17 protein-coding genes, 1 tRNA gene and 1 pseudogene are annotated in these 18114 nt (G+C 65.9%); 16 read left to right on the top strand and 3 right to left on the bottom strand.

What is annotated here, in order from left to right; all coding sequences use genetic code 11:
• Nucleotides 1-28: 28 nt before the first annotated feature.
• Nucleotides 29-111, bottom strand: a tRNA-Leu gene (locus AC5RTS_RS00925).
• Between the two features lie 203 nt (nucleotides 112-314).
• Here AC5RTS_RS00925 and AC5RTS_RS00920 point away from each other — a divergent pair.
• Both AC5RTS_RS00920 and AC5RTS_RS00915 read left to right on the top strand, forming a co-directional pair.
• Entirely contained in the window at nucleotides 315-1649 is a 1335-nt protein-coding gene (locus AC5RTS_RS00920; RefSeq protein ID WP_493990193.1) for a M20/M25/M40 family metallo-hydrolase, read from the top strand.
• Between the two features lie 38 nt (nucleotides 1650-1687).
• Complete coding sequence (locus tag AC5RTS_RS00915) at nucleotides 1688-2842, top strand: acyl-CoA dehydrogenase family protein (protein ID WP_493990192.1); 1155 nt, start codon at nucleotides 1688-1690, stop codon at nucleotides 2840-2842.
• Nucleotides 2843-2849: 7 nt separating this feature from the next.
• Here AC5RTS_RS00915 and AC5RTS_RS00910 read toward each other — a convergent pair whose 3' ends face one another.
• The gene (locus AC5RTS_RS00910) at nucleotides 2850-3083 is read right to left on the bottom strand and encodes a DUF5703 family protein (RefSeq protein WP_493990191.1); all 234 of its coding nucleotides are present in this window, start codon (nucleotides 3081-3083) and stop codon (nucleotides 2850-2852) included.
• A 41-nt stretch (nucleotides 3084-3124) separates the two neighbouring features.
• Between AC5RTS_RS00910 and AC5RTS_RS00905 the strand changes: the two are divergent.
• From AC5RTS_RS00905 to mshC, 3 genes and pseudogenes are all read left to right on the top strand, one after another.
• Nucleotides 3125-3355, top strand: a pseudogene (locus AC5RTS_RS00905) (hypothetical protein); the annotation flags it as partial.
• A gap of 226 nt (nucleotides 3356-3581) precedes the next feature.
• Nucleotides 3582-4406: an undecaprenyl-diphosphate phosphatase gene (locus tag AC5RTS_RS00900; protein ID WP_493990190.1), complete on the top strand. Its 825-nt coding sequence runs from the start codon at nucleotides 3582-3584 to the stop codon at nucleotides 4404-4406.
• Nucleotides 4407-4429: 23 nt separating this feature from the next.
• Nucleotides 4430-5710: a cysteine--1-D-myo-inosityl 2-amino-2-deoxy-alpha-D-glucopyranoside ligase gene (gene mshC / locus AC5RTS_RS00895; protein WP_493990189.1), complete on the top strand. Its 1281-nt coding sequence runs from the start codon at nucleotides 4430-4432 to the stop codon at nucleotides 5708-5710.
• Between the two features lie 112 nt (nucleotides 5711-5822).
• Here the strand turns inward: mshC and AC5RTS_RS00890 are convergent, their stop codons facing one another.
• Entirely contained in the window at nucleotides 5823-6626 is an 804-nt protein-coding gene (locus AC5RTS_RS00890; RefSeq protein WP_493990486.1) for a PAC2 family protein, read from the bottom strand.
• A 184-nt stretch (nucleotides 6627-6810) separates the two neighbouring features.
• Here AC5RTS_RS00890 and AC5RTS_RS00885 point away from each other — a divergent pair, with 184 nt between their 5' ends.
• The 11 genes from AC5RTS_RS00885 (at nucleotide 6811) to AC5RTS_RS00835 (ending at nucleotide 18060) form a co-directional block, all read left to right on the top strand.
• Nucleotides 6811-7539, top strand: a complete 729-nt coding sequence (locus tag AC5RTS_RS00885) for an HAD family hydrolase (RefSeq protein ID WP_493990188.1) — start codon at nucleotides 6811-6813, stop codon at nucleotides 7537-7539.
• On the top strand, nucleotides 7536-8681 hold the full coding sequence (locus AC5RTS_RS00880) for a site-2 protease family protein (RefSeq protein ID WP_493990187.1): 1146 nt from the start codon (nucleotides 7536-7538) through the stop codon (nucleotides 8679-8681). The genes AC5RTS_RS00885 and AC5RTS_RS00880 overlap by 4 nt, the downstream gene beginning before the upstream one ends.
• Before the next feature lie 105 nt (nucleotides 8682-8786).
• Nucleotides 8787-9842, top strand: coding sequence for a tRNA (adenine-N1)-methyltransferase (locus AC5RTS_RS00875; RefSeq protein ID WP_493990186.1), 1056 nt, complete (start codon nucleotides 8787-8789; stop codon nucleotides 9840-9842).
• 103 nt (nucleotides 9843-9945) lie between these two features.
• A complete protein-coding gene (gene arc / locus AC5RTS_RS00870; protein ID WP_493990485.1) occupies nucleotides 9946-11703 on the top strand; it encodes a proteasome ATPase in 1758 nt (585 codons plus the stop codon).
• A 14-nt stretch (nucleotides 11704-11717) separates the two neighbouring features.
• Nucleotides 11718-13313, top strand: a complete 1596-nt coding sequence (dop, locus tag AC5RTS_RS00865; RefSeq protein ID WP_493990484.1) for a depupylase/deamidase Dop — start codon at nucleotides 11718-11720, stop codon at nucleotides 13311-13313.
• Between the two features lie 40 nt (nucleotides 13314-13353).
• Nucleotides 13354-13563 carry a ubiquitin-like protein Pup gene (locus tag AC5RTS_RS00860; protein ID WP_493990185.1) on the top strand — a complete coding sequence of 70 codons (210 nt, stop codon included), beginning with the start codon at nucleotides 13354-13356 and terminating at the stop codon, nucleotides 13561-13563.
• A 3-nt stretch (nucleotides 13564-13566) separates the two neighbouring features.
• The gene (prcB, locus tag AC5RTS_RS00855; protein ID WP_493990184.1) at nucleotides 13567-14391 is read left to right on the top strand and encodes a proteasome subunit beta; all 825 of its coding nucleotides are present in this window, start codon (nucleotides 13567-13569) and stop codon (nucleotides 14389-14391) included.
• Nucleotides 14392-14393: 2 nt separating this feature from the next.
• Nucleotides 14394-15134: a proteasome subunit alpha gene (gene prcA / locus AC5RTS_RS00850; protein WP_493990183.1), complete on the top strand. Its 741-nt coding sequence runs from the start codon at nucleotides 14394-14396 to the stop codon at nucleotides 15132-15134.
• On the top strand, nucleotides 15134-16495 hold the full coding sequence (pafA, locus tag AC5RTS_RS00845; RefSeq protein WP_493990182.1) for a Pup--protein ligase: 1362 nt from the start codon (nucleotides 15134-15136) through the stop codon (nucleotides 16493-16495). The genes prcA and pafA overlap by 1 nt, the downstream gene beginning before the upstream one ends.
• A gap of 164 nt (nucleotides 16496-16659) precedes the next feature.
• A complete protein-coding gene (locus AC5RTS_RS00840; protein ID WP_493990181.1) occupies nucleotides 16660-17613 on the top strand; it encodes an FKBP-type peptidyl-prolyl cis-trans isomerase in 954 nt (317 codons plus the stop codon).
• 51 nt (nucleotides 17614-17664) lie between these two features.
• Nucleotides 17665-18060, top strand: coding sequence for an FKBP-type peptidyl-prolyl cis-trans isomerase (locus AC5RTS_RS00835; RefSeq protein WP_493990180.1), 396 nt, complete (start codon nucleotides 17665-17667; stop codon nucleotides 18058-18060).
• The last annotated feature ends 54 nt before the right edge of the window (nucleotides 18061-18114 follow it).

The following is an 18114-nucleotide window of genomic DNA, read 5'->3' as shown; positions in this document are numbered from 1 at the left end:
ATCCGTGGATTCCCGGGGGACTTCGCTGTGCGCGGAGGGGGACTTGAACCCCCACCCTCGTTAGAGGACTAGCACCTCAAGCTAGCGCGTCTGCCATTCCGCCACCCGCGCAGAGAGTGGTTTATCTGCCTTGTCCGCAGCGTTTCCGCTGTTTGAAAGCTTCAAAAGCAACGGAAAAAACTCTAACACGGTTTTGCCGATAACAACGAATCGGCCCAAGCCGGAGGGCGGTTGGGCACTTTCCGGGGTCGAAATGTGACCGCCCGCACCAACAGTCTGGCTAAGCTTGCTGGACAGCTACGAAGGAGAACCGCATGTCCGATGATGTCCGCCCCGAGCCCGCGTCCGGGCACCTCCGCGCCGAAGACGAGGTAGTGGAAATCTGCCGGGACCTGATCCGTTTCGACACCTCCAACTTCGGTGACAACTCCGGCCCGGGGGAACGGGCCGCAGCGGAATACACCGCCGGGTTGATCGAGGAAGCCGGGCTCACCGCCGACCTCTTCGAATCCGCTCCCGGCCGGGCATCGGTGGTCACCCGGATGGAAGGCAGCGACCCGTCGCTGCCCGCACTGGTGGTGCACGGGCATTTGGACGTGGTTCCCGCACAGAAACAGGACTGGAGTGTCGACCCCTTCAGCGGCGAGGAACGTGACGGCCTGATCTGGGGGCGCGGCGCCGTGGACATGAAGGACATGGACGCCATGATCCTGTCCGTCATGCGCTCCATGGCGGCCACCGGCACCCGGCCCCGCCGCGACATTGTCTTTGCCTTCTTCGCTGATGAAGAGGCCGGCGGGGACTACGGCGCGCGCTGGGCGGTGGAGCACCGTCCGGAACTGTTCGACGGCGCAACCGAGGCCATCTCCGAGGTCGGCGGTTTTTCGGCCACCATCGGCGGACGCCGCACCTATCTGCTGCAGACGGCCGAAAAGGGCATTTCATGGCTCCGGCTGGTCGCCCACGGCCGTGCCGGTCACGGCTCCCAGATCAACACGGACAATGCCGTCACGCGGCTGGCCCGCGCCGTCGCCACCATCGGCAGCCACCCCTGGCCCATCGAACTGACCGATACCACCAGGGCCTTCCTGGACGGCGTCACGGAGCTGACCGGCGTCGAGTTCGACCCGGACAACCCGGACAGGATCCTGGCCGAACTGGGAACCGTGGCCCGGTTTGTGGGTGCCACCCTGCAGAACACCTCCAACCCCACCGTGTTGAAGGCCGGTTACAAGCACAACGTCATCCCCGGGACCGCCGAGGCGCTGATCGATGCACGGACCCTTCCCGGCCAGGAGGAGGCCGTGCTTGCCACCATCCGGGAACTCGCCGGAGAGGGGATCGACGTCAGCTACGAGCACCGGGATGTCTCGCTGGAGGTCCCGTTCAGCGGCAACCTGGTGGATTCCATGATCTCCGCCCTGCATGCGGAGGATCCCGGCGCACCGGTGCTGCCCTACACTCTCTCGGGCGGAACGGATAACAAGTCGCTCAGCCGGCTGGGTATCACCGGCTACGGCTTCGCTCCGCTGCGGCTGCCCGAGGACCTGGACTTCACCGGCATGTTCCACGGCGTGGATGAGCGCGTGCCGGTGGACTCGCTCAAGTTCGGCACCCGGGTGCTCTCCCGGCTGCTGAAGGACTACTAGGCTCTGAACCAGACCGCCCCAACGGAAGGAGGGCCGCCGTGCCGGCCACTGATATCCTCAGCCCCGACCTGCTGGAGCGCCTGCGCGCCCGCGCGGCCGGCTACGACGAGGCCAATTCCTTCTTCACGGAGGACCTGGAGGATCTGCGCGCAGCCGGCTACCTCGCCCTTTTCACCCCGCCATCGGAGGGTGGTTCGGGCATGGGCGTGCCCGACGTCGTGGCCTGCCAGCAGCTGCTGGCCACTGCGGCACCTGCCACGGCCCTTGCGGTGAACATGCACCTGGTCTGGTGCGGGGTTGCCCATCTGCTGGCGCTGCGCGGAGACTACTCCCTGGGATTCATCCTCCGGGAGGCTGCGGCGGGGGAGCTGTTCGCCTTCGGAGTGTCCGAACCGGGCAACCCGGCGGTGCTTTTTGACTCGCACACCTCCGCCCGACCCCTGGGCGACGGCGGCTTTGCTTTCACCGGAACCAAAATCTTCACCAGCTTGTCACCGGCCTGGACGCGTCTGGGAATCTTCGGCAAGGATGCCACGGATCCCGGGGAATCCCGGCTGGTATTCGGATTCGCCGACCGCGGCACAGCAGGCATCAGCACTGCCGATGACTGGAACACCATGGGCATGCGCGCCAGCCAGTCCTGCACCACCCGATTGCAGGAGGCAGAAGTGCCGGCCGGCCGGATTGTCCGGACCACGCCTGTGGGCCCGCACGGGGACGCTTTTGTGTTCGGGATTTTCAGCATGTTCGAGACCCTGCTCTCCGCGGTCTATGCCGGGATAGGCGACCGCGCCGTCCAGCTGGCTGCTGAAGCCGCCCGGGGGCGCGTCTCACCCGACGGGGTTCCGGCCTCCGCCCATCCGGACACCCGGTGGAAGATTGCCGATGCGGCACTGCGCATGGACGGGGTGCATCTGCAGCTTGCCGCGGTTGCCCGGGACCTGGAAGAGGGCGCGGACCACGGGACCTACTGGTTCCCGCTGCTCTCGGGGCTCAAGTACCGGTCCACGGAGACTGCCCGCGGCGTTGTCGAGACCGCGGTGCGGGTAGCCGGCGGAAGGGCCTATTCCCGCGGCCAGGAATTGGAGCGGCTTTACCGTGATGTCCTCGCCGGCATGTTCCATCCCTCCAGCGAGGACTCGGTGCACGCAAGCGTGGCCAATGCGGTGCTGGGCCCGGCGGACAGTCAGTAACCGGCCCTCAGGCCGTCCGCTGTACCCGAAGGATCCGGCGCCGCAGCCAGAAGCGGCGGCCGCCGCCGCTGTAGATTCGGCTGCGATGCAGCTCCCATTTGCCGTATTCGGCGTGCTCGACGAGCCGGCGGCGCGCTTCGTGGAGCGGTTCAGTGGGGTCTACGGATACCACCAGATACTCATAGTCCCGGGCGTTTTCCGTCCGGCGGGAGACATCCGGTGCAAGAATTTGTTCGCGCATTTCCCTCCAATTTTGCCTACTTTACAGCTAACGTCTAGTGCATGAGCATAGATCCGCGCATCGCGCTCCAGTCCCTGATGACCGCCCTGGAGGAGCACCTTGCCGCCGCCGCGACCCGCCGCGGCGAGAAGGATCCGGTGGTGGAGAACGCGTACCTCGCAATCGCGGATGCCTTCGAAGTCTACGAGGAAGTCCTTTACGACGCCTATGGGGAAGTCACCCCGCTGGAGATCTATGAGGACGATGACGAGGACTATGAAACGGATGAGGACACGACCGGGAGCGAGAGCATCGACGGCATAGCGCCGGACGCTGCGGGGGAGGGGCAGTTGCCCGGGGCCGAAAGCCGCCGCGCCCGGGACGCCGAAGGCAACGGCAGCAGCCGCACCGCCGGCTGGTAATCCCGGGATTGCGCGGAGCGGTCCCCACCTCCGTCCCCAGTGCCGGCCGCGTGGCCCGCGTCCGCGGTGCATCGGGTTCGTGCCATAGAGTTCTTATGTGAATTGGTTTGAAGCGATCTTCCTTGGCCTGATCCAGGGCCTGACAGAATTCCTCCCCATCTCCTCCAGCGCCCACCTGCGCATTGTCGGTGAGCTGCTGCCGGGTGCACAGGATCCGGGTGCGGCGTTCACCGCCATTACCCAATTGGGCACTGAAACAGCGGTGGCCGTGTACTTCTGGAAGGACATAGTCCGGATTATCAAATCCTGGTTCGGTTCCCTGGTTGGCCGGGTGCCCCGCAGCGATCCGGATGCCCGGATGGGATGGCTGATCATTATCGGCACCCTGCCGATTGTGGTCCTGGGGCTCCTCTTCCAGGACCAGATCGAAAACACCTTCCGCAGCCTGTGGATCGTGGCCACCATGCTGATTGTCTTCGGCATTATCCTCGCGGTGGCCGATACCGTGGGGCGGCAGCAGCGGACCTTGGACAAGCTGACGTATAAGCACGGCATCCTGTATGGATTCGCTCAGGCGCTGGCACTGATCCCCGGCGTCTCGCGTTCCGGCGGCACGATTACTGCCGGCCTGCTCATGGGGTACACCCGTGAGGCGGCTGCCCGCTACGCCTTCCTGCTGGCCATACCCGCCGTCTTTGGCAGCGGACTGTTCCAACTGGTGAAGTCCATGGATGAGCCCATGCCGTACACCGCCCTGCAGACGGGCGCTGCCACCGTGGTTGCCTTTGTTGTGGGCTTCATCATCATCGGCTGGTTCCTGCGCTACGTTTCAACACGCAGTTACCGCCTGTTCGTCTGGTACCGCATCCTGCTGGGTGTGTGCATCTACCTGCTGCTGGGCTTCGGCGTCATCGCGGCCTAGCAGCGAGCAGTAGAGTTTATAAGGTGATTGCCTGGAAATCCCCCTCCCTGCCCTCCCTGCCCGGAACTTCGGATGACATCCGCCTGTATGACACGGCCGCCCAAAAGCAGGTGACGGTGCAGCCGGACGGTGCCGCGAGCATGTACGTCTGCGGAATCACTCCCTATGACGCAACGCATATGGGCCATGCCTCCACCTATGTGGCCTTTGACCTGCTCAACCGCCAGTGGCGGGACGCCGGACACGCCGTGACCTACGTGCAGAACGTCACCGACGTCGACGATCCGCTGCTGGAGCGTGCCACTGCCACGGGCGTGGACTGGCGCGAGCTCGCCAAGGAGCAGACACAGCTCTTCCGTGAGGACATGGAAGCCCTGAACGTCCTCGCCCCGGACCACTACATCGGTGCCGTGGAGTCCGTTGAGTGGATCGTGCCCGCAGTTGAAGCGCTCATGGACCGGGGGCTCGCCTACCGGGTGCCCGGCACTGCGGGCGAACCCGACGGCGATCTCTACTTCGACGTCGATGCCGCCTCGGCACTCGCCCCGTCAGACCCCGATGCCTGGTGGCTCGGCCAGGTCTCCCATATGAGCCGCGAGGAGATGCTGCCGGTCTTCGCCGAACGCGGCGGCGACCCTGAACGCCCGGGTAAGCGCAATGCACTGGATCCGCTGCTGTGGCGGCAGGCGCGGACCGGCGAGCCGTCCTGGGACGGGGGACGCCTCGGGCGCGGCCGTCCGGGCTGGCACATTGAGTGCTCGGTGATTGCCCAGCGCTTCCTTCCCCAGCCGTTTACCGTGCAGGCCGGCGGATCCGATCTGGTCTTCCCGCACCATGAGATGAGTGCCGGCCATGCCTACGCCTGCTCCGGCGCACCGCTGGCCTCCCACTACGCCCACGCGGGCATGGTGGGCCTTGACGGCGAGAAAATGAGCAAGTCGCTGGGCAACCTGGTGCTCGTTTCCCGGCTGCGTGCCGAGGGCGTCGAACCGGCAGCCATCCGACTGGTTCTCCTGGGCCACCATTACCGGAGCGACTGGTTCTGGACCGCCGACCAGTTGCAGCAGGCGGAACAGCGCCTCACCGACTGGCGCAGGGCCTTGCACCATGCCTCCGAGGACTCCGCCAAGGCGCTGCTGCAGCAGATCCGTGCAGCACTGGCTGATGATCTGGATGCCCCTGCCGCGCTGCGGGCGGTGGATGCCTGGGCATCCGCTGCCATGTCAGAAGGCAAAGCGGGCACCCAGGCCGGCGGGGAGTTGGTTTCCGCCGCGGTCAACGCACTGCTGGGAATCCGGCTCTAGCCGGTCGGCGGTGGGCGTCCCTCGGGACGCTGCCGGCCGGGGTCAGGCCAAGGAAACAGGGCCAAGGAAACAGGGCCCGGGAAACAGGGTCAGGGGACAGGTACGGCGCAGGTCAGTCCCGGCGCCGGCGCTTGAGGTAGCGCTCGAACTCCCGGGCAATCGATTCGCCGCTGGCCTCGGGCAGCTCGGCGGTGTCCTTCGCTTCCTCCAGCTGGCGCACGTAGGCGGCCACTTCCGGATCCTCGGTTGCCAGTTCATCCACGCCGCGCTCCCAGGCCTCGGCCTCTTCGGTCAGCAGCTGCGTGTCCAGCGGGACCTGGAGAAGCTCTTCCATGCGGTTGAGCAAGGCGAGCTGCGCCTTGGGGGACGGCGCCTGCCCTACGTAGTGCGGCACCGCGGCCCACAGCGAAACCGAGGGAATGTCCGCCAGTCCCGCCATGTGGGAGACCACTCCGACAATGCCGATCGGCCCCTCATAGGTCGAGGGCTCGAGACTCAGGGCATCCTGCACGTCCGGCTCTTCGCAGGTGGCCGTGACCGGGATGGGCCGCGAATGCGGCACGTCGGCCAGAAGTGCACCTGCCAGCACTATGCAGTCCACGTCCAGCTCCCGGGCCAGGGCAATAATCTCGGCGGTGTAGGCGCGCCATTTGTAGGACGGTTCCACCCCGGTGACGAAGATAATGTCCAGGTTGCTGTCCGGCACCTCCGCCCGGGAAATCCGCGTGGTCGGCCACTTGATCCGCTGGGCGCCGGAGGCCGTGCGCCTGATCGCGGGTCGGGTGAACTGGAAGTCGTAGTACTCGTCTGCGTCTATGCTGGCTATCTTTTCGCTGTCCCAGTGCCGGCTGAGGAACTTCAGGGCATCGGAGGCGGCTTCGCCGGCGTCGTTCCATCCTTCGAACGCAGCCAACATCACCGTCACGCGTCCCGAGGACGAATCGTCATCAAAAAGGTCCTGTAGGCCTGCAGCGCCAAAGCCATCGGTATTGCTCACACGACCACACTATGCCCCGGGCCACCCCGTGTCAGGACCGCGCAGCGGGGCTTCGCGCAGAGCAAAAGAAACACACTCCGCCACCGCCCCTTAGACTGAGGACATGCCCGAATACGCCTCAGCCACTTCCGTCCGCAGTTCCGCCGATCCATCCCTGCAGGCCGTTTTCTGGGACATGGACGGCACCATCGTGGACACCGAACCGTATTGGATCGCTGCCGAGAAGGACCTTGCCCTCAGTTTCGGAGTGGAATGGACCGAGGCGCAGGCGGAGGCCATGGTCGGCCAGGCCCTGGAATTCGGAGCAGGCATGCTCCGCGACGCCGGCGTTGACCTCCCCGTCCGCACGATTGTCGACCGTCTTATCAACCGCGTTGCGGAGCAGGTCCGGCAGGAGGTGCCCTGGCGTCCCGGTGCCCGCGAACTGCTGGCCGAGCTGAAGGCCGCCGGCATTCCGTGCGGCCTGGTCACTATGTCCGAACCGGTCCTGGCGAAAGTGATTGTCCAGTCCCTGCCGCCGGGCACCTTCGACCTGGTGGTCACCGGCGACATGGTCGATGCCGGCAAACCGCACCCTGAGGCCTACCTGCAGGCGTTTGAAACGCTCTCGCGGAGCGTTCCGGATCTCCGCCCGGACCGTGTGGTCGCCATCGAGGATTCACTGCCCGGGACGGCGTCCGCCCGTGCCGCGGGGCTGGTAACCCTCGGCATACCCAACTTCGTTCCGCTGCCGGCCGGGACGGTAGAGCACGAATGGGAGACACTCGCCGGCCGCGGTGTCGCCGACCTGACCCGCCTGCTCACCGCTGCCGTTCCGGAGCCTGCCCGGTGAGCAGCGCGGACCCGGCACGCCGGGAAGGCATACCGCTGGGCAGTATCGCCGGTGTGCCGATTGTCCTGGCCTATTCCTGGTTCATCATCGCCGCGCTGATCGTCGCCGTTTTCGGTCCCCAGGTGCGCGGGGTGTTCCCGTACTTCGGAATCGGCGCTTATGCCGTGGCGTTTGGTTATGCCCTGTTACTCCTGCTGTCCGTGCTTGCCCACGAGGTGGCGCACGCGCTCATCGCGCGGGCCTACCGCTGGCCCACCGCCAGGATTGTCCTCACGCTGTGGGGCGGGCACACCCAGTTCGGTGACCTGCGGTCAACGCCGGGGCGCTCCCTGATCGTCGCCCTCGCCGGGCCCGCAGCCAATTTCGTCCTGGCTGCCGTCGGTTTCGGCGTGCTGCAGCTGGTTCCGGCCGGCAGCGTGGGCCAGTTGGTCACCTTGATCTTTGTCTACGCGAATCTGCTGGTGGCAGTGTTCAACGTCCTGCCGGGCCTGCCGCTGGACGGGGGCCGGATCGTGGAGAGCGCCGTTTGGAAGGCTACGGGCTCGCAGGAGCGGGGAACCGTGGCGGCCGGCTGGGCAGGACGCATCATTGTGGTGCTGCTGCTGGCCGCGCTCTTCGTTCCTCCCTATCTCCGCGGTGAATCGCCGTCGCTGAGCCTCGTCCTGGTGGCCGCGCTGCTGTGCGGTTTCCTGTGGATGGGCGCCGGAGCCTCCATCGCTAATGCCAGGATGCGGCTGCGGCTGCCGCAGGTCGGTGCAGAGGCCCTGATGACCCCCGCCGTTTCGCTGCCCGCCGGGTCCACCGCCGCCGCCGCCGCGGCGCTGGTCCGGGACCACCCGGACGCCGGGGTGGTCGTCACCGCCGCTACGGGGCAGCCCGAGGCGGTGGTGGACCGCGGTGCCCTGGCACAGGTGCCGCCCGAACACCTGGCCACCGTCACGGTGGCTGCCGTCGCCAGGCCGCTGGCCCCTGGGGCCTACGTCCCCGACGCCGCCTCCGGACAGGAGCTGGTGCAGTACCTTTCGAAGCTGAACGGCGGTGAATACGCCGTGATCAACCGGGAAGGCAGGGTTGTCGGCCTGCTTCACCAGTCGGCGGTCATCGCCGCAGTAACTGGCAAGCCCTCCCGGCCCTCCCGGTAGCCGGCCGCTGGCCGGCCGTCCTTACCGCACATCCAACCCGCCCCCCCGCCCCTCACCGGTGCCGGCCGGGCAGTACAGACCCGCACAAGAACCAAAGGAAACACCATGAACTCCGATAACCAGGAGCAGGACACCAACGCAGCGCCGCACGGAGCTGAAATCCGCCGGGGGCCGCTGCGCCCCGGTGAGCGGGTCCAGCTCACCGATGAAAAGGGACGCCGGAACACCATCACCCTCACCGAGGGCGGCGCATTCCACACGCACCGCGGCTACCTCCAGCATGACTCCGTCATCGGGCTGCCCGAAGGTTCCGTCGTGACAAACACGGCCGGCCACCAGTACCAGATACTGCGTCCCCTGCTCTCCGACTTTGTTCTCTCCATGCCCCGCGGCGCCGCCGTGGTCTACCCCAAGGACGCCGCGCAGATCGTCACGATGGCGGACATCTACCCCGGCGCCCGGGTAGTCGAAGCCGGCGTCGGCTCCGGCGCCCTGAGCATTTCGCTGCTGCGTGCCGTCGGCGACCAGGGCAGCCTGCATTCCTACGAACGGCGTGAGGAATTCGCGCAGATTGCCCGCGGCAACGTGGAGACCTTCTTCGGCGGACCGCACCCGGCCTGGGAGATCAGCCTCGGCGACTTCCAGGACGAAGTGGTGAAGACGCAGGAACCGGGCAGCGTGGACCGGGTGGTCCTGGACATGCTCGCACCTTGGGAATGCACCGACGCCGTTGCCACCGTCCTGGCGCCTGGCGGTGTGTGGATCTCCTATGTGGCCACGGTTACCCAGCTCTCCCGCACGGCAGAGGCCATCCGGGCAGACGGCCGCTTCACCGAACCCGACGGCTGGGAATCCATGGTCCGGGGCTGGCACCTGGAGGGTCTCGCCGTCCGGCCGGATCACCGCATGGTGGCACACACCGGCTTCCTCCTGACCGCCCGGCGGCTGGCGGAAGGCGCCACCGGGCTTGTGGCCAAGCGCCGGGCCTCCAAGACCAACTTCAGCGAAGAGGACATGAACGCCTGGACTCCCGCCGCCGTCGGCGAGCGCGAGGTCTCCGCCCACAAGCTGCGACGGGCCGCCCGGGACGCCAGCTCGACCGTTCAGCGGGGTGCTTTGGAAAGCGCTGAGAAGTTCCAGCAGGAGACCGACACCCCATAACGGGTAACCGCGGAAACACAAGACGCCGGACCCCGTGTTTCTCACGGCGCCCTGGGTTACTGTCGTTGGACAGACCCAGAGCAATGTGAAGGCGGTCGGCATGATGGCTGAACCCGAGAACACCGGACCCGGAACCGGGGAAACCCGGCCCGTGTCCGCAGCGGCTGGAACCAGCACGGAAGCACGGCAGCTGAATATCCTGCGTGACAAACTACGGAATCTGGACCGGCAGCTTGCTGCCCTGACACACAACAACGCCCGGCTTGTGGCCATGCTCGAAACCGCGAAGTCGGAGATTATCCGGCTGAAGGACGCCCTCGAGAACGAGGGCGCCACACCGTTCAGCTTCGGCACCGTCATCGGAGTCAACCTGCGCCGCGATGCGGAGCCGGGCGTGACCACTGCGGCTGCCGTCCAGGAGAGCCTGGACATCATCCAGTCCGGCCGCAAACTGCGGGTAGCGGTTTCCCCCCTCCTGGACCTGGGACAGATAGTCCCGGGCCAGGAGGTACTGCTGAACGAGTCCCTTACCGTCATAGCAGCCCTCGGCTTTGAACGGGCCGGTGAGCTGTTCACGGTGAAGGAACTCCTGGAACCCGACCGGGTCCTGGTGATCGGCCGGGCCGACGACGAGCGCGTTGTCCGGCTGAACGGTCCCCTCGGCCGGGAGAAAGTGCGGGTGGGTGACGCGCTGACGGTGGACACCCGCATCGGCTACGCGCTGGAGAAAATCCCGCGCAGCGAAGTGGAGAACCTGGTCCTGGAAGAAGTACCGGACATCTCCTACGCCGACATCGGCGGGCTGGGGCCGCAGATCGAACAGATCCGCGACGCGGTGGAACTGCCCTTTATGCATCCGGACCTCTACCGCGAGCATGGACTGAAGCCGCCCAAGGGCATCCTGCTCTACGGCCCTCCCGGCTGCGGCAAGACCCTCATCGCCAAGGCCGTGGCCCACGCCCTGGCTGCCCGGGTGATGGAACAGACCGGCACACAGGGGGCACGCAGCTACTTCCTGAACATCAAGGGCCCCGAACTGCTGGACAAGTACGTGGGGGAGACCGAGCGGCACATCCGGCTGATCTTCGGCCGGGCCCGGGAGAAGGCCTCGGACGGAAGCCCGGTGGTCGTCTTCTTCGACGAAATGGATTCGCTCTTCCGCACCCGCGGTACCGGGGTGTCCTCCGACGTCGAAACCACCATTGTTCCGCAGCTGCTCAGCGAGATCGACGGCGTCGAAAAGCTGGAGAACGTCATCGTCATCGGCGCCTCGAACCGCGAAGACATGATCGATCCGGCCATCCTGCGGCCGGGACGGCTCGACGTAAAGATCAAGATCCAGCGGCCGGACGCCGAGGGCGCCGCCGAGATCTTCGCCAAGTACCTGACCCCGGATCTGCCCCTGCACCGGGAAGACCTGGCCGAGAACGGCTACGATCCGGTGGCCACGGTCCGCGAAATGATCCGGCGCACCGTGGAGAAGATGTATGCCGAGGACAAGGCCAACGAGTACTTGGAAGTCACCTACGCCAACGGCGACACCGAGATGCTGTACTTCAAGGATTTCAACTCCGGGGCCGTGATCCAGAACGTCGTGGACCGGGCCAAGAAGTACGCCATCAAGGACCTGCTGCAGCTGCACCAGCGCGGTCTGCGCATAGAACACCTGATGCGCGCGGTCGTGGACGAGTTCCGCGAGCATGAGGACATGCCCAACACCACCAACCCGGATGACTGGGCACGGATCTCGGGCAAGAAGGGTGAGCGGATCACGTACATCCGGACCATCGTCCAGGGCAAGGCCGGACAGGAACCGGGCCGCACCATTGAAACCGCCGCCAACCCGGGGCAGTATCTGTGACCGTGCGCCGCGTGATGGGGACCGAGACCGAGTACGGGATCCTGGCGCCGTCGCTGCCCTCTGCCAACGCCACCGTCCTCTCCAGCCAGATTGTCAACGCCTACGCGGCCAGCCTGCGTGCCGGGGCGGGCAACCTCTCCGGCACGCGCTGGGATTATACGGACGAGGCCCCGTTGAATGATGCACGCGGGTTTGCGGTGCCCCGGGCGGCGGCGGACCCCACCCAGCTCACCGATGATCCGCCGGTGCTGGATGCCGAGCAGATCGCCCTGGAGGGCGGGGGACCGGCCGCCCTTTACGGGGAGCAGGCCTCGGACAATCCGGTGCTGATGAACATGGTGCTGGGCAACGGGGCACGCCTGTACGTTGACCATGCCCATCCGGAGTATTCGTCCCCCGAGGTCACCCGGCCGCGGGACGCAGTGCTCTGGGACAAGGCCGGGGACGCAGTGGTGCTGGCGGCCATGCGGCACATTGCCCGCATGCCGGGCTTTGCCCCGGTGAACCTGTACAAGAACAACACCGACAACAAGGGCGCCTCCTACGGTTCCCACGAGAATTACCTGGTGCCGCGCAGCGTCCCGTTCGGCAGCCTGGTCAGCGGCCTGGTGCCGTTTTTTGTGTCGCGGCAGGTCATTGTCGGCTCGGGCCGGGTGGGCATTGGTACCAATAACCAGCGCCAGGGCTTCCAGCTGAGCCAGCGGGCGGATTTCTTCGAAACCGAAGTCGGACTGGAGACCACCATCCGGCGGCCGATCATCAACACCCGGGATGAGCCGCATGCAGTGGCGGAGAAATACCGCCGGCTGCACGTGATCATTGGCGACGCAAACCTGAGCGAGGTTTCCGCGCTGCTCAAAACGGGCACCACATCCATGGTCCTGTCCATGATCGAGGCCGGCACCGTGCCGGCCGTCGAGCTCCGGGATCCGGTGGGAGCGCTGCAGGCGATCAGCCATGACCCGACCCTGCAGCAGCTGGTTGAACTTGCCGACGGCCGGATGGTCACCGGGCTGGACCTGCAGGAGATGTATCTGGAGGCAGCAGCAGCCCATGCCCGGGCGGACGGCGGGACGGATGCGGACACCGAGGACATCCTCGCCCGCTGGACATCGCTGGTGGGAACCCTCAAACGGGACCCCCTGGAAGCTGCGGGCGCGGTGGACTGGGCGGCCAAGCTGAAGGTCCTGCAGGCCTACCGGGAACGGGACGGCCTGGCCTGGTCGGATGCGCGCCTGCATCTGGTGGACCTGCAGTACTCCGACATGCGGCCGGAAAAGGGGTTGTACTACCGGCTGGCCGCGCGCGGGCAAATGGACCGGGTGCTCACCGATGACGAAATTGCACGGGCCGTCACGCATCCGCCCGAGGACACCCGCGCCTATTTCCGCGGCAACTGCCTCCAGCGCTTCCCCCGCGAGGTGATCGGGGCGAGCTGGGATTCGATCATCTTCGAACTGCCGTCCCGCCGCCGGCTGCAGCGCATCCCCACCCGGGAGCCGCTGCGCGGAACCCGGGCGCTGACGGAGGAACTATTCAACGCTTCCGCCGATGCGGAAGATTTTGTGGCCAGACTCCTGACCGGTTCAGCAGCCACCGTGGCACCATAGGACTAGGATTCATCCCCCGGGCAAGAAAGGGCTTAGCATCATGGCAACCCAGGACCGCAAAACCACCGGAACGCATCCCGCCGAGCAAGAGGAAACCGAGGCAGTTCCGCCGCCCGTTGCCGAAACCGAGGCGCCCGCAGCCAGCGGAGAAACGGAAGGCGTGGACGACCTGCTCGATGAGATCGACGGTGTCCTCGAGAACAACGCGGAAGAGTTTGTCCGCGGCTTTATCCAAAAGGGCGGTCAGTGACGGATGGGTCCCCGGGACCCCGCTGCCGCCGTCCACCAAGCACCCTCGTCCTCCTTCACCGAGCACCTCACCCGGCATAACCCGGAACTGCTGCCCTCGGCGCGGACCCTGGGCCCGGTATCAGCCGGGTCCGGATCGGGACTGGCCCCGCAGGCCACCACGATTGTCTCGCTCACCTACGCGGGCGGTGTCCTGATGGCGGGGGACCGGCGGGCGACCATGGGCAACATGATTGCCAGCCGGCATATCAAAAAGGTGTTCCCGGCGGACAACTACTCGGTTCTGGGCATCGCCGGGACAGCCGGGCTCGCCCTGGACATGATCCGCCTGTTCCAGGTGGAGCTGGAGCATTACGAAAAGATCGAGGGAACGCCCATGAGCCTGGACGGCAAGTCCAACCGGCTTGCGGCGATGGTGCGGTCGAACTTGGCACTGGCGCTGCAGGGACTCGCCGTGGTTCCGCTGTTCGCCGGCTACGACATGCAGCGCCGGACCGGTCGGCTTTTCTCCTACGACGTCACCGGCGGCCGCTATGAGGAATACGAGCACCACACGGTCGGTTCCGGGTCCGTGTTTGCCAGGGGCGCCCTGAAGAAACTGTGGCGGCCGAATATGGATGAAGACGAAGCGGTGCGGGTGGCGGTGGAATCGCTCTACGATGCGGCCGACGACGATTCCGCCACCGGCGGGCCCGACGTAGTGCGGCGGCTTTGGCCCGTGATCTACGTGGTCAACAGCGCCGGGAACCGGGAAATCCCCGAACGCGAGCTGCAGATCCTGTCGACCGAACTGATCCAACGGCGTTCCGCTGCCGGACTGGAGGCCTGACCGTGACCCAGCAGTTCTATGTCTCGCCCGAACAGCTCATGAAGGACCGGGCGGACTTCGCCCGGAAAGGCATCGCCAGGGGACGGTCCGTGGTGGTCCTCACCTGCCGTGAGGGCATTGCCCTGGTGGCGGAAAACCCCTCGCCTTCACTGCACAAACTCAGTGAAATCTACGACCGCATCGGATTCGCGGCCGTCGGCAAGTACAACGAGTTCGAAAGCCTGCGGCAGGCGGGTATCCGGTTCGCCGATGTGCGCGGCTACTCCTATTCCCGCGATGACGTCTCCGCCCGCGGACTTGCCAGCGTTTATGCGCAGAGCCTGGGCTCGGTCTTTACCACCGAGGGAAAGCCGTTCGAGGTGGAGCTCGCCGTGGTGGAGGTCGGGCCCGACCCGTTCTCCGACCATCTGTACCGGCTGAATTTCGACGGTTCAATCGCCGATGAAAGCAACTACACGGTGATGGGTGGTCAGGCCGAGGTAGTCAATGAAGCGCTGGCCCGCACCTGGAACCAGGACGCGGATTTCCCGTCCGCGGTCCGGACCGCGGTGCGTGCCCTTGCAGCCACCCGGACGCCCGACGGCGCCGGATCCGGACAGCCGGCTGAACCGCTGGGTGCCGGACTGCTGGAAGTCGCCGTCCTGGACCGGGACCCGCTCTCCACACGGGGGACCGTCAGGGCCTTCCGCAGGATAAACACCGTTGAGCTGGACCGCTTGCTGTCCAGCGCGGAAGGAGACTGATGGACCGCAGGATCTTCGGCGTCGAAACGGAATTCGGCATTGCCTACTCAGGACCGGATTCCCGGCCGCTGTCCCCGGAGGAAGTGGCACGCTACCTCTTCCGCAAGGTGGTCAGCTGGGGACGGTCCTCCAACGTGTTCCTCACCAACGGTTCCCGCCTCTACCTCGACGTCGGATCCCACCCTGAGTACGCCACCGCGGAGTGCGACGACCTGGCGCAGCTGGTGGCCCATGACCGGGCCGGCGAACTGATCCTTGACGACCTCGTGGACGAGGCCGAGGACCGCCTGAAGGCCGAAGGCTTCAACGGGAGCGTCTACCTTTTCAAGAACAACACCGACTCTGCCGGAAACTCCTACGGCAGCCACGAGAACTACCTGATCCCGCGCCGGCTGGAGTTCTCCCGGCTTGCGGACGTGCTGATCCCGTTCCTGGTGACCCGCCAGCTGCTCGTCGGCGCCGGCAAGGTGCTCAAGACCCAATCCGGCTCCCTCTATGCCTTCTCCCAGCGGGCGGACCACATCTGGGAAGGCGTTTCCTCGGCTACAACCAGGTCACGGCCCATCATCAACACCCGTGATGAGCCGCACGCCGACGCCGAGCATTACCGCCGCCTGCATGTCATCGCCGGGGACTCGAACATGTCCGAAACGACGATGCTCCTCAAAGCCGGGTCCGTGGACCTGATGCTGCGGATGATCGAGGCCGGCGTGCTGATGCGTGACCTGCGGCTGGAAAATCCCATCCGCAGCATCCGCGAAACCTCCCACGACCTCTCGGGACGGCAGCCGCTGAAACTGGCCAACGGCTCCACCATTACACCGCTGGACCTGCAGCGCATCTACCTGCAGCGGGTCAAGGACTTCGTGGCCGTCAACGGTGAGCACAACCGGCATACCGGACGCGTGGTGGACCTTTGGGAACGGACCCTGGACGCGATCGAATCCGGGGACCATTCCGGTATCGATACCGAGATTGACTGGGCCATCAAGAAGAAGCTGGTGGACCGGGTCAGTGAACGGCACGGCTTGGAGATGTCCTCGGCACGCCTGTCCCAGGTGGACCTCACCTATCACGACATCTCACGGCGCCGGGGCCTGTTCTATCTCCTGCAGGCTCGCGGCGAAACGGCACGGGTGGTGGAAGACAGTGACATCAAGGAGGCCGTCGACCAGCCGCCCCAGACCACCCGGGCCAAGCTGCGCGGCGACTTTGTCCGCCGCGCCAAGGCCGCGAACCGTGATTTCACCGTGGATTGGGTGCACCTGAAGCTCAATGACCGGGCGCAGCAGACGGTCCTGTGCAAGGATCCCTTTGCCTCCGTTGACGAGCGGGTCGAGGCGCTTCTGTCCACCCTCTGACTCCGTGCCGCCGCGCCGCGCCTAGGATTCATTCAGGAGAACCCGTTAGGGTGGGCCTGTTGCGGTCCTGCGCGGCGTCCGGCTGTCGGCCGGGAACCGCCGCGCTTCCCGGCGCCCCCGTGCCCGTCCGCACCACAGCCCTGTCCACCACTGAAAGAAGTACTGTGCGCAAAGTACTAGCCATCCTCCTTCCCTTCCTGCTGTTCCTCACCGCCTGCTCCGGCGGCGAAAACGAAGGGAACGACGCCGGCCCGCTGTCCTCCGTCAAGATCGAACGGGGTGAGGACGGTGCAGCCCCCACCGTGGAGTTTGATAAGCCGCTGAGCGCCGAAGACCCCACATTGTCCCGCGTGAACAGCGGTGACGGTGCCGAGGTTGCAGCCGAACAGACGGCGATGATCCGCCTGGCCATTGTGAACCCCGAAGACGGTTCCATTACCCAGGAGACCTACACCGCGGAACAGGCCGAGGGCATTGCCGTGGATGAAAACCTGAAGACCAACAACTCGCAAATGTATGACGCCCTGCTGGGCGCGCCCGTGGGCTCCGATTTCGCGTACTACATCCCGGCTGACGAAGAGATGGGCCGTGAAGAGAACTTCCTCGTCTTCACTGTCACCGACGCCAAGGACACCGTGAAGCCGCTGACACAGGATGAAGCCGCCGCGCGGAACGCTGACGGCAGCCTGCTGATGCCCCAGGAGGAAGTCGAAGCCCTCAGTGCTGACGGCAAGCTGCCGGAAGTAACCTTCGCGGAGGACGGAACGCCGTCGGTCACCATCCCTGAAGGTGCCGAAGAGCCGGAGAAGCTGATTGTGAAGGTCCTTGAGGAAGGCGACGGCCCGGTGCTGGAAGCGTCCGGCACGGTTGTGGCTGACTACCTCGGCGTAGGACTGCGCGACGGCGCCACCTTCGACTCCAGCTACGAGCGGGGCGAACCCGCCGAGTTCCCGCTGAGCAACGTCATCTCGGGCTGGACCTATGGCCTGGCCGGCCAGAAGGCCGGGTCCAAGGTGCTCCTGGTCCTGCCGTCCGAGCTCTCCTACGGTGACCCGGCCTCCGGCAGCAGCCCGTCCGGTCCGCTGGTATTTGTCGTGGACATCCAGGAAGTCAAGTAGCCTTTAACACCTGATTCACCAGACACACCTGACTCAACCGCGAGGAGCACCATGTCATTCGGAAAGCGCGAATACGACCGTCAGAAGCCGGAGATTGATTTCCCGGCCCACGACGCACCCACTGAGCTCATTATTGAGGACATCGTTGAGGGTGACGGCCAGGAAGTTAAGGCCGGTGACACGGTGTCCACTCACTACGTGGGCGTCGCCTTCTCCACCGGCGAGGAATTCGATGCATCCTGGAACCGGGGCACGCCCCTGGACTTCCGGGTGGGAGTCGGCCAGGTTATCCAGGGCTGGGACCAGGGCCTGCTCGGCATGAAGGTCGGCGGCCGCCGCCGGCTGGAAATCCCGGCAGCCATGGCCTACGGCGACCGGGGCGCCGGTTCCGCAGTGGCTCCGGGCGAGTCCCTGATTTTCGTCGTGGACCTGCTCGGCGTCCGCTGATCCGACCCCTCCGCAAAGGGCGGAACCACCGTCATCCCCGACGGCGGTTCCGCT

The organism is Arthrobacter sp. MDT1-49-2, assembly GCF_059090185.1.
Note: the sequence above shows the minus strand (reverse complement) of the source record. Positions and strands in the feature narration are given on the sequence as shown.

Excerpts from the sequence above, each read along its gene's own strand:
- AC5RTS_RS00875 (WP_493990186.1), top strand. The coding sequence starts at position 8,787 with ATGAACTCCGATAACCAGGAGCAGGACACCAACGCAGCGCCGCACGGA.
- AC5RTS_RS00890 (WP_493990486.1), bottom strand. The coding sequence starts at position 6,626 with ATGTTGGCTGCGTTCGAAGGATGGAACGACGCCGGCGAAGCCGCCTCC.
- AC5RTS_RS00910 (WP_493990191.1), bottom strand. The coding sequence starts at position 3,083 with ATGCGCGAACAAATTCTTGCACCGGATGTCTCCCGCCGGACGGAAAAC.
- prcB (WP_493990184.1), top strand. The coding sequence starts at position 13,567 with ATGGGTCCCCGGGACCCCGCTGCCGCCGTCCACCAAGCACCCTCGTCC.
- AC5RTS_RS00920 (WP_493990193.1), top strand. The coding sequence starts at position 315 with ATGTCCGATGATGTCCGCCCCGAGCCCGCGTCCGGGCACCTCCGCGCC.
- pafA (WP_493990182.1), top strand. The coding sequence starts at position 15,134 with ATGGACCGCAGGATCTTCGGCGTCGAAACGGAATTCGGCATTGCCTAC.
- AC5RTS_RS00860 (WP_493990185.1), top strand. The coding sequence starts at position 13,354 with ATGGCAACCCAGGACCGCAAAACCACCGGAACGCATCCCGCCGAGCAA.
- AC5RTS_RS00885 (WP_493990188.1), top strand. The coding sequence starts at position 6,811 with ATGCCCGAATACGCCTCAGCCACTTCCGTCCGCAGTTCCGCCGATCCA.
- AC5RTS_RS00835 (WP_493990180.1), top strand. The coding sequence starts at position 17,665 with ATGTCATTCGGAAAGCGCGAATACGACCGTCAGAAGCCGGAGATTGAT.
- arc (WP_493990485.1), top strand. The coding sequence starts at position 9,946 with ATGGCTGAACCCGAGAACACCGGACCCGGAACCGGGGAAACCCGGCCC.
- dop (WP_493990484.1), top strand. The coding sequence starts at position 11,718 with ATGGGGACCGAGACCGAGTACGGGATCCTGGCGCCGTCGCTGCCCTCT.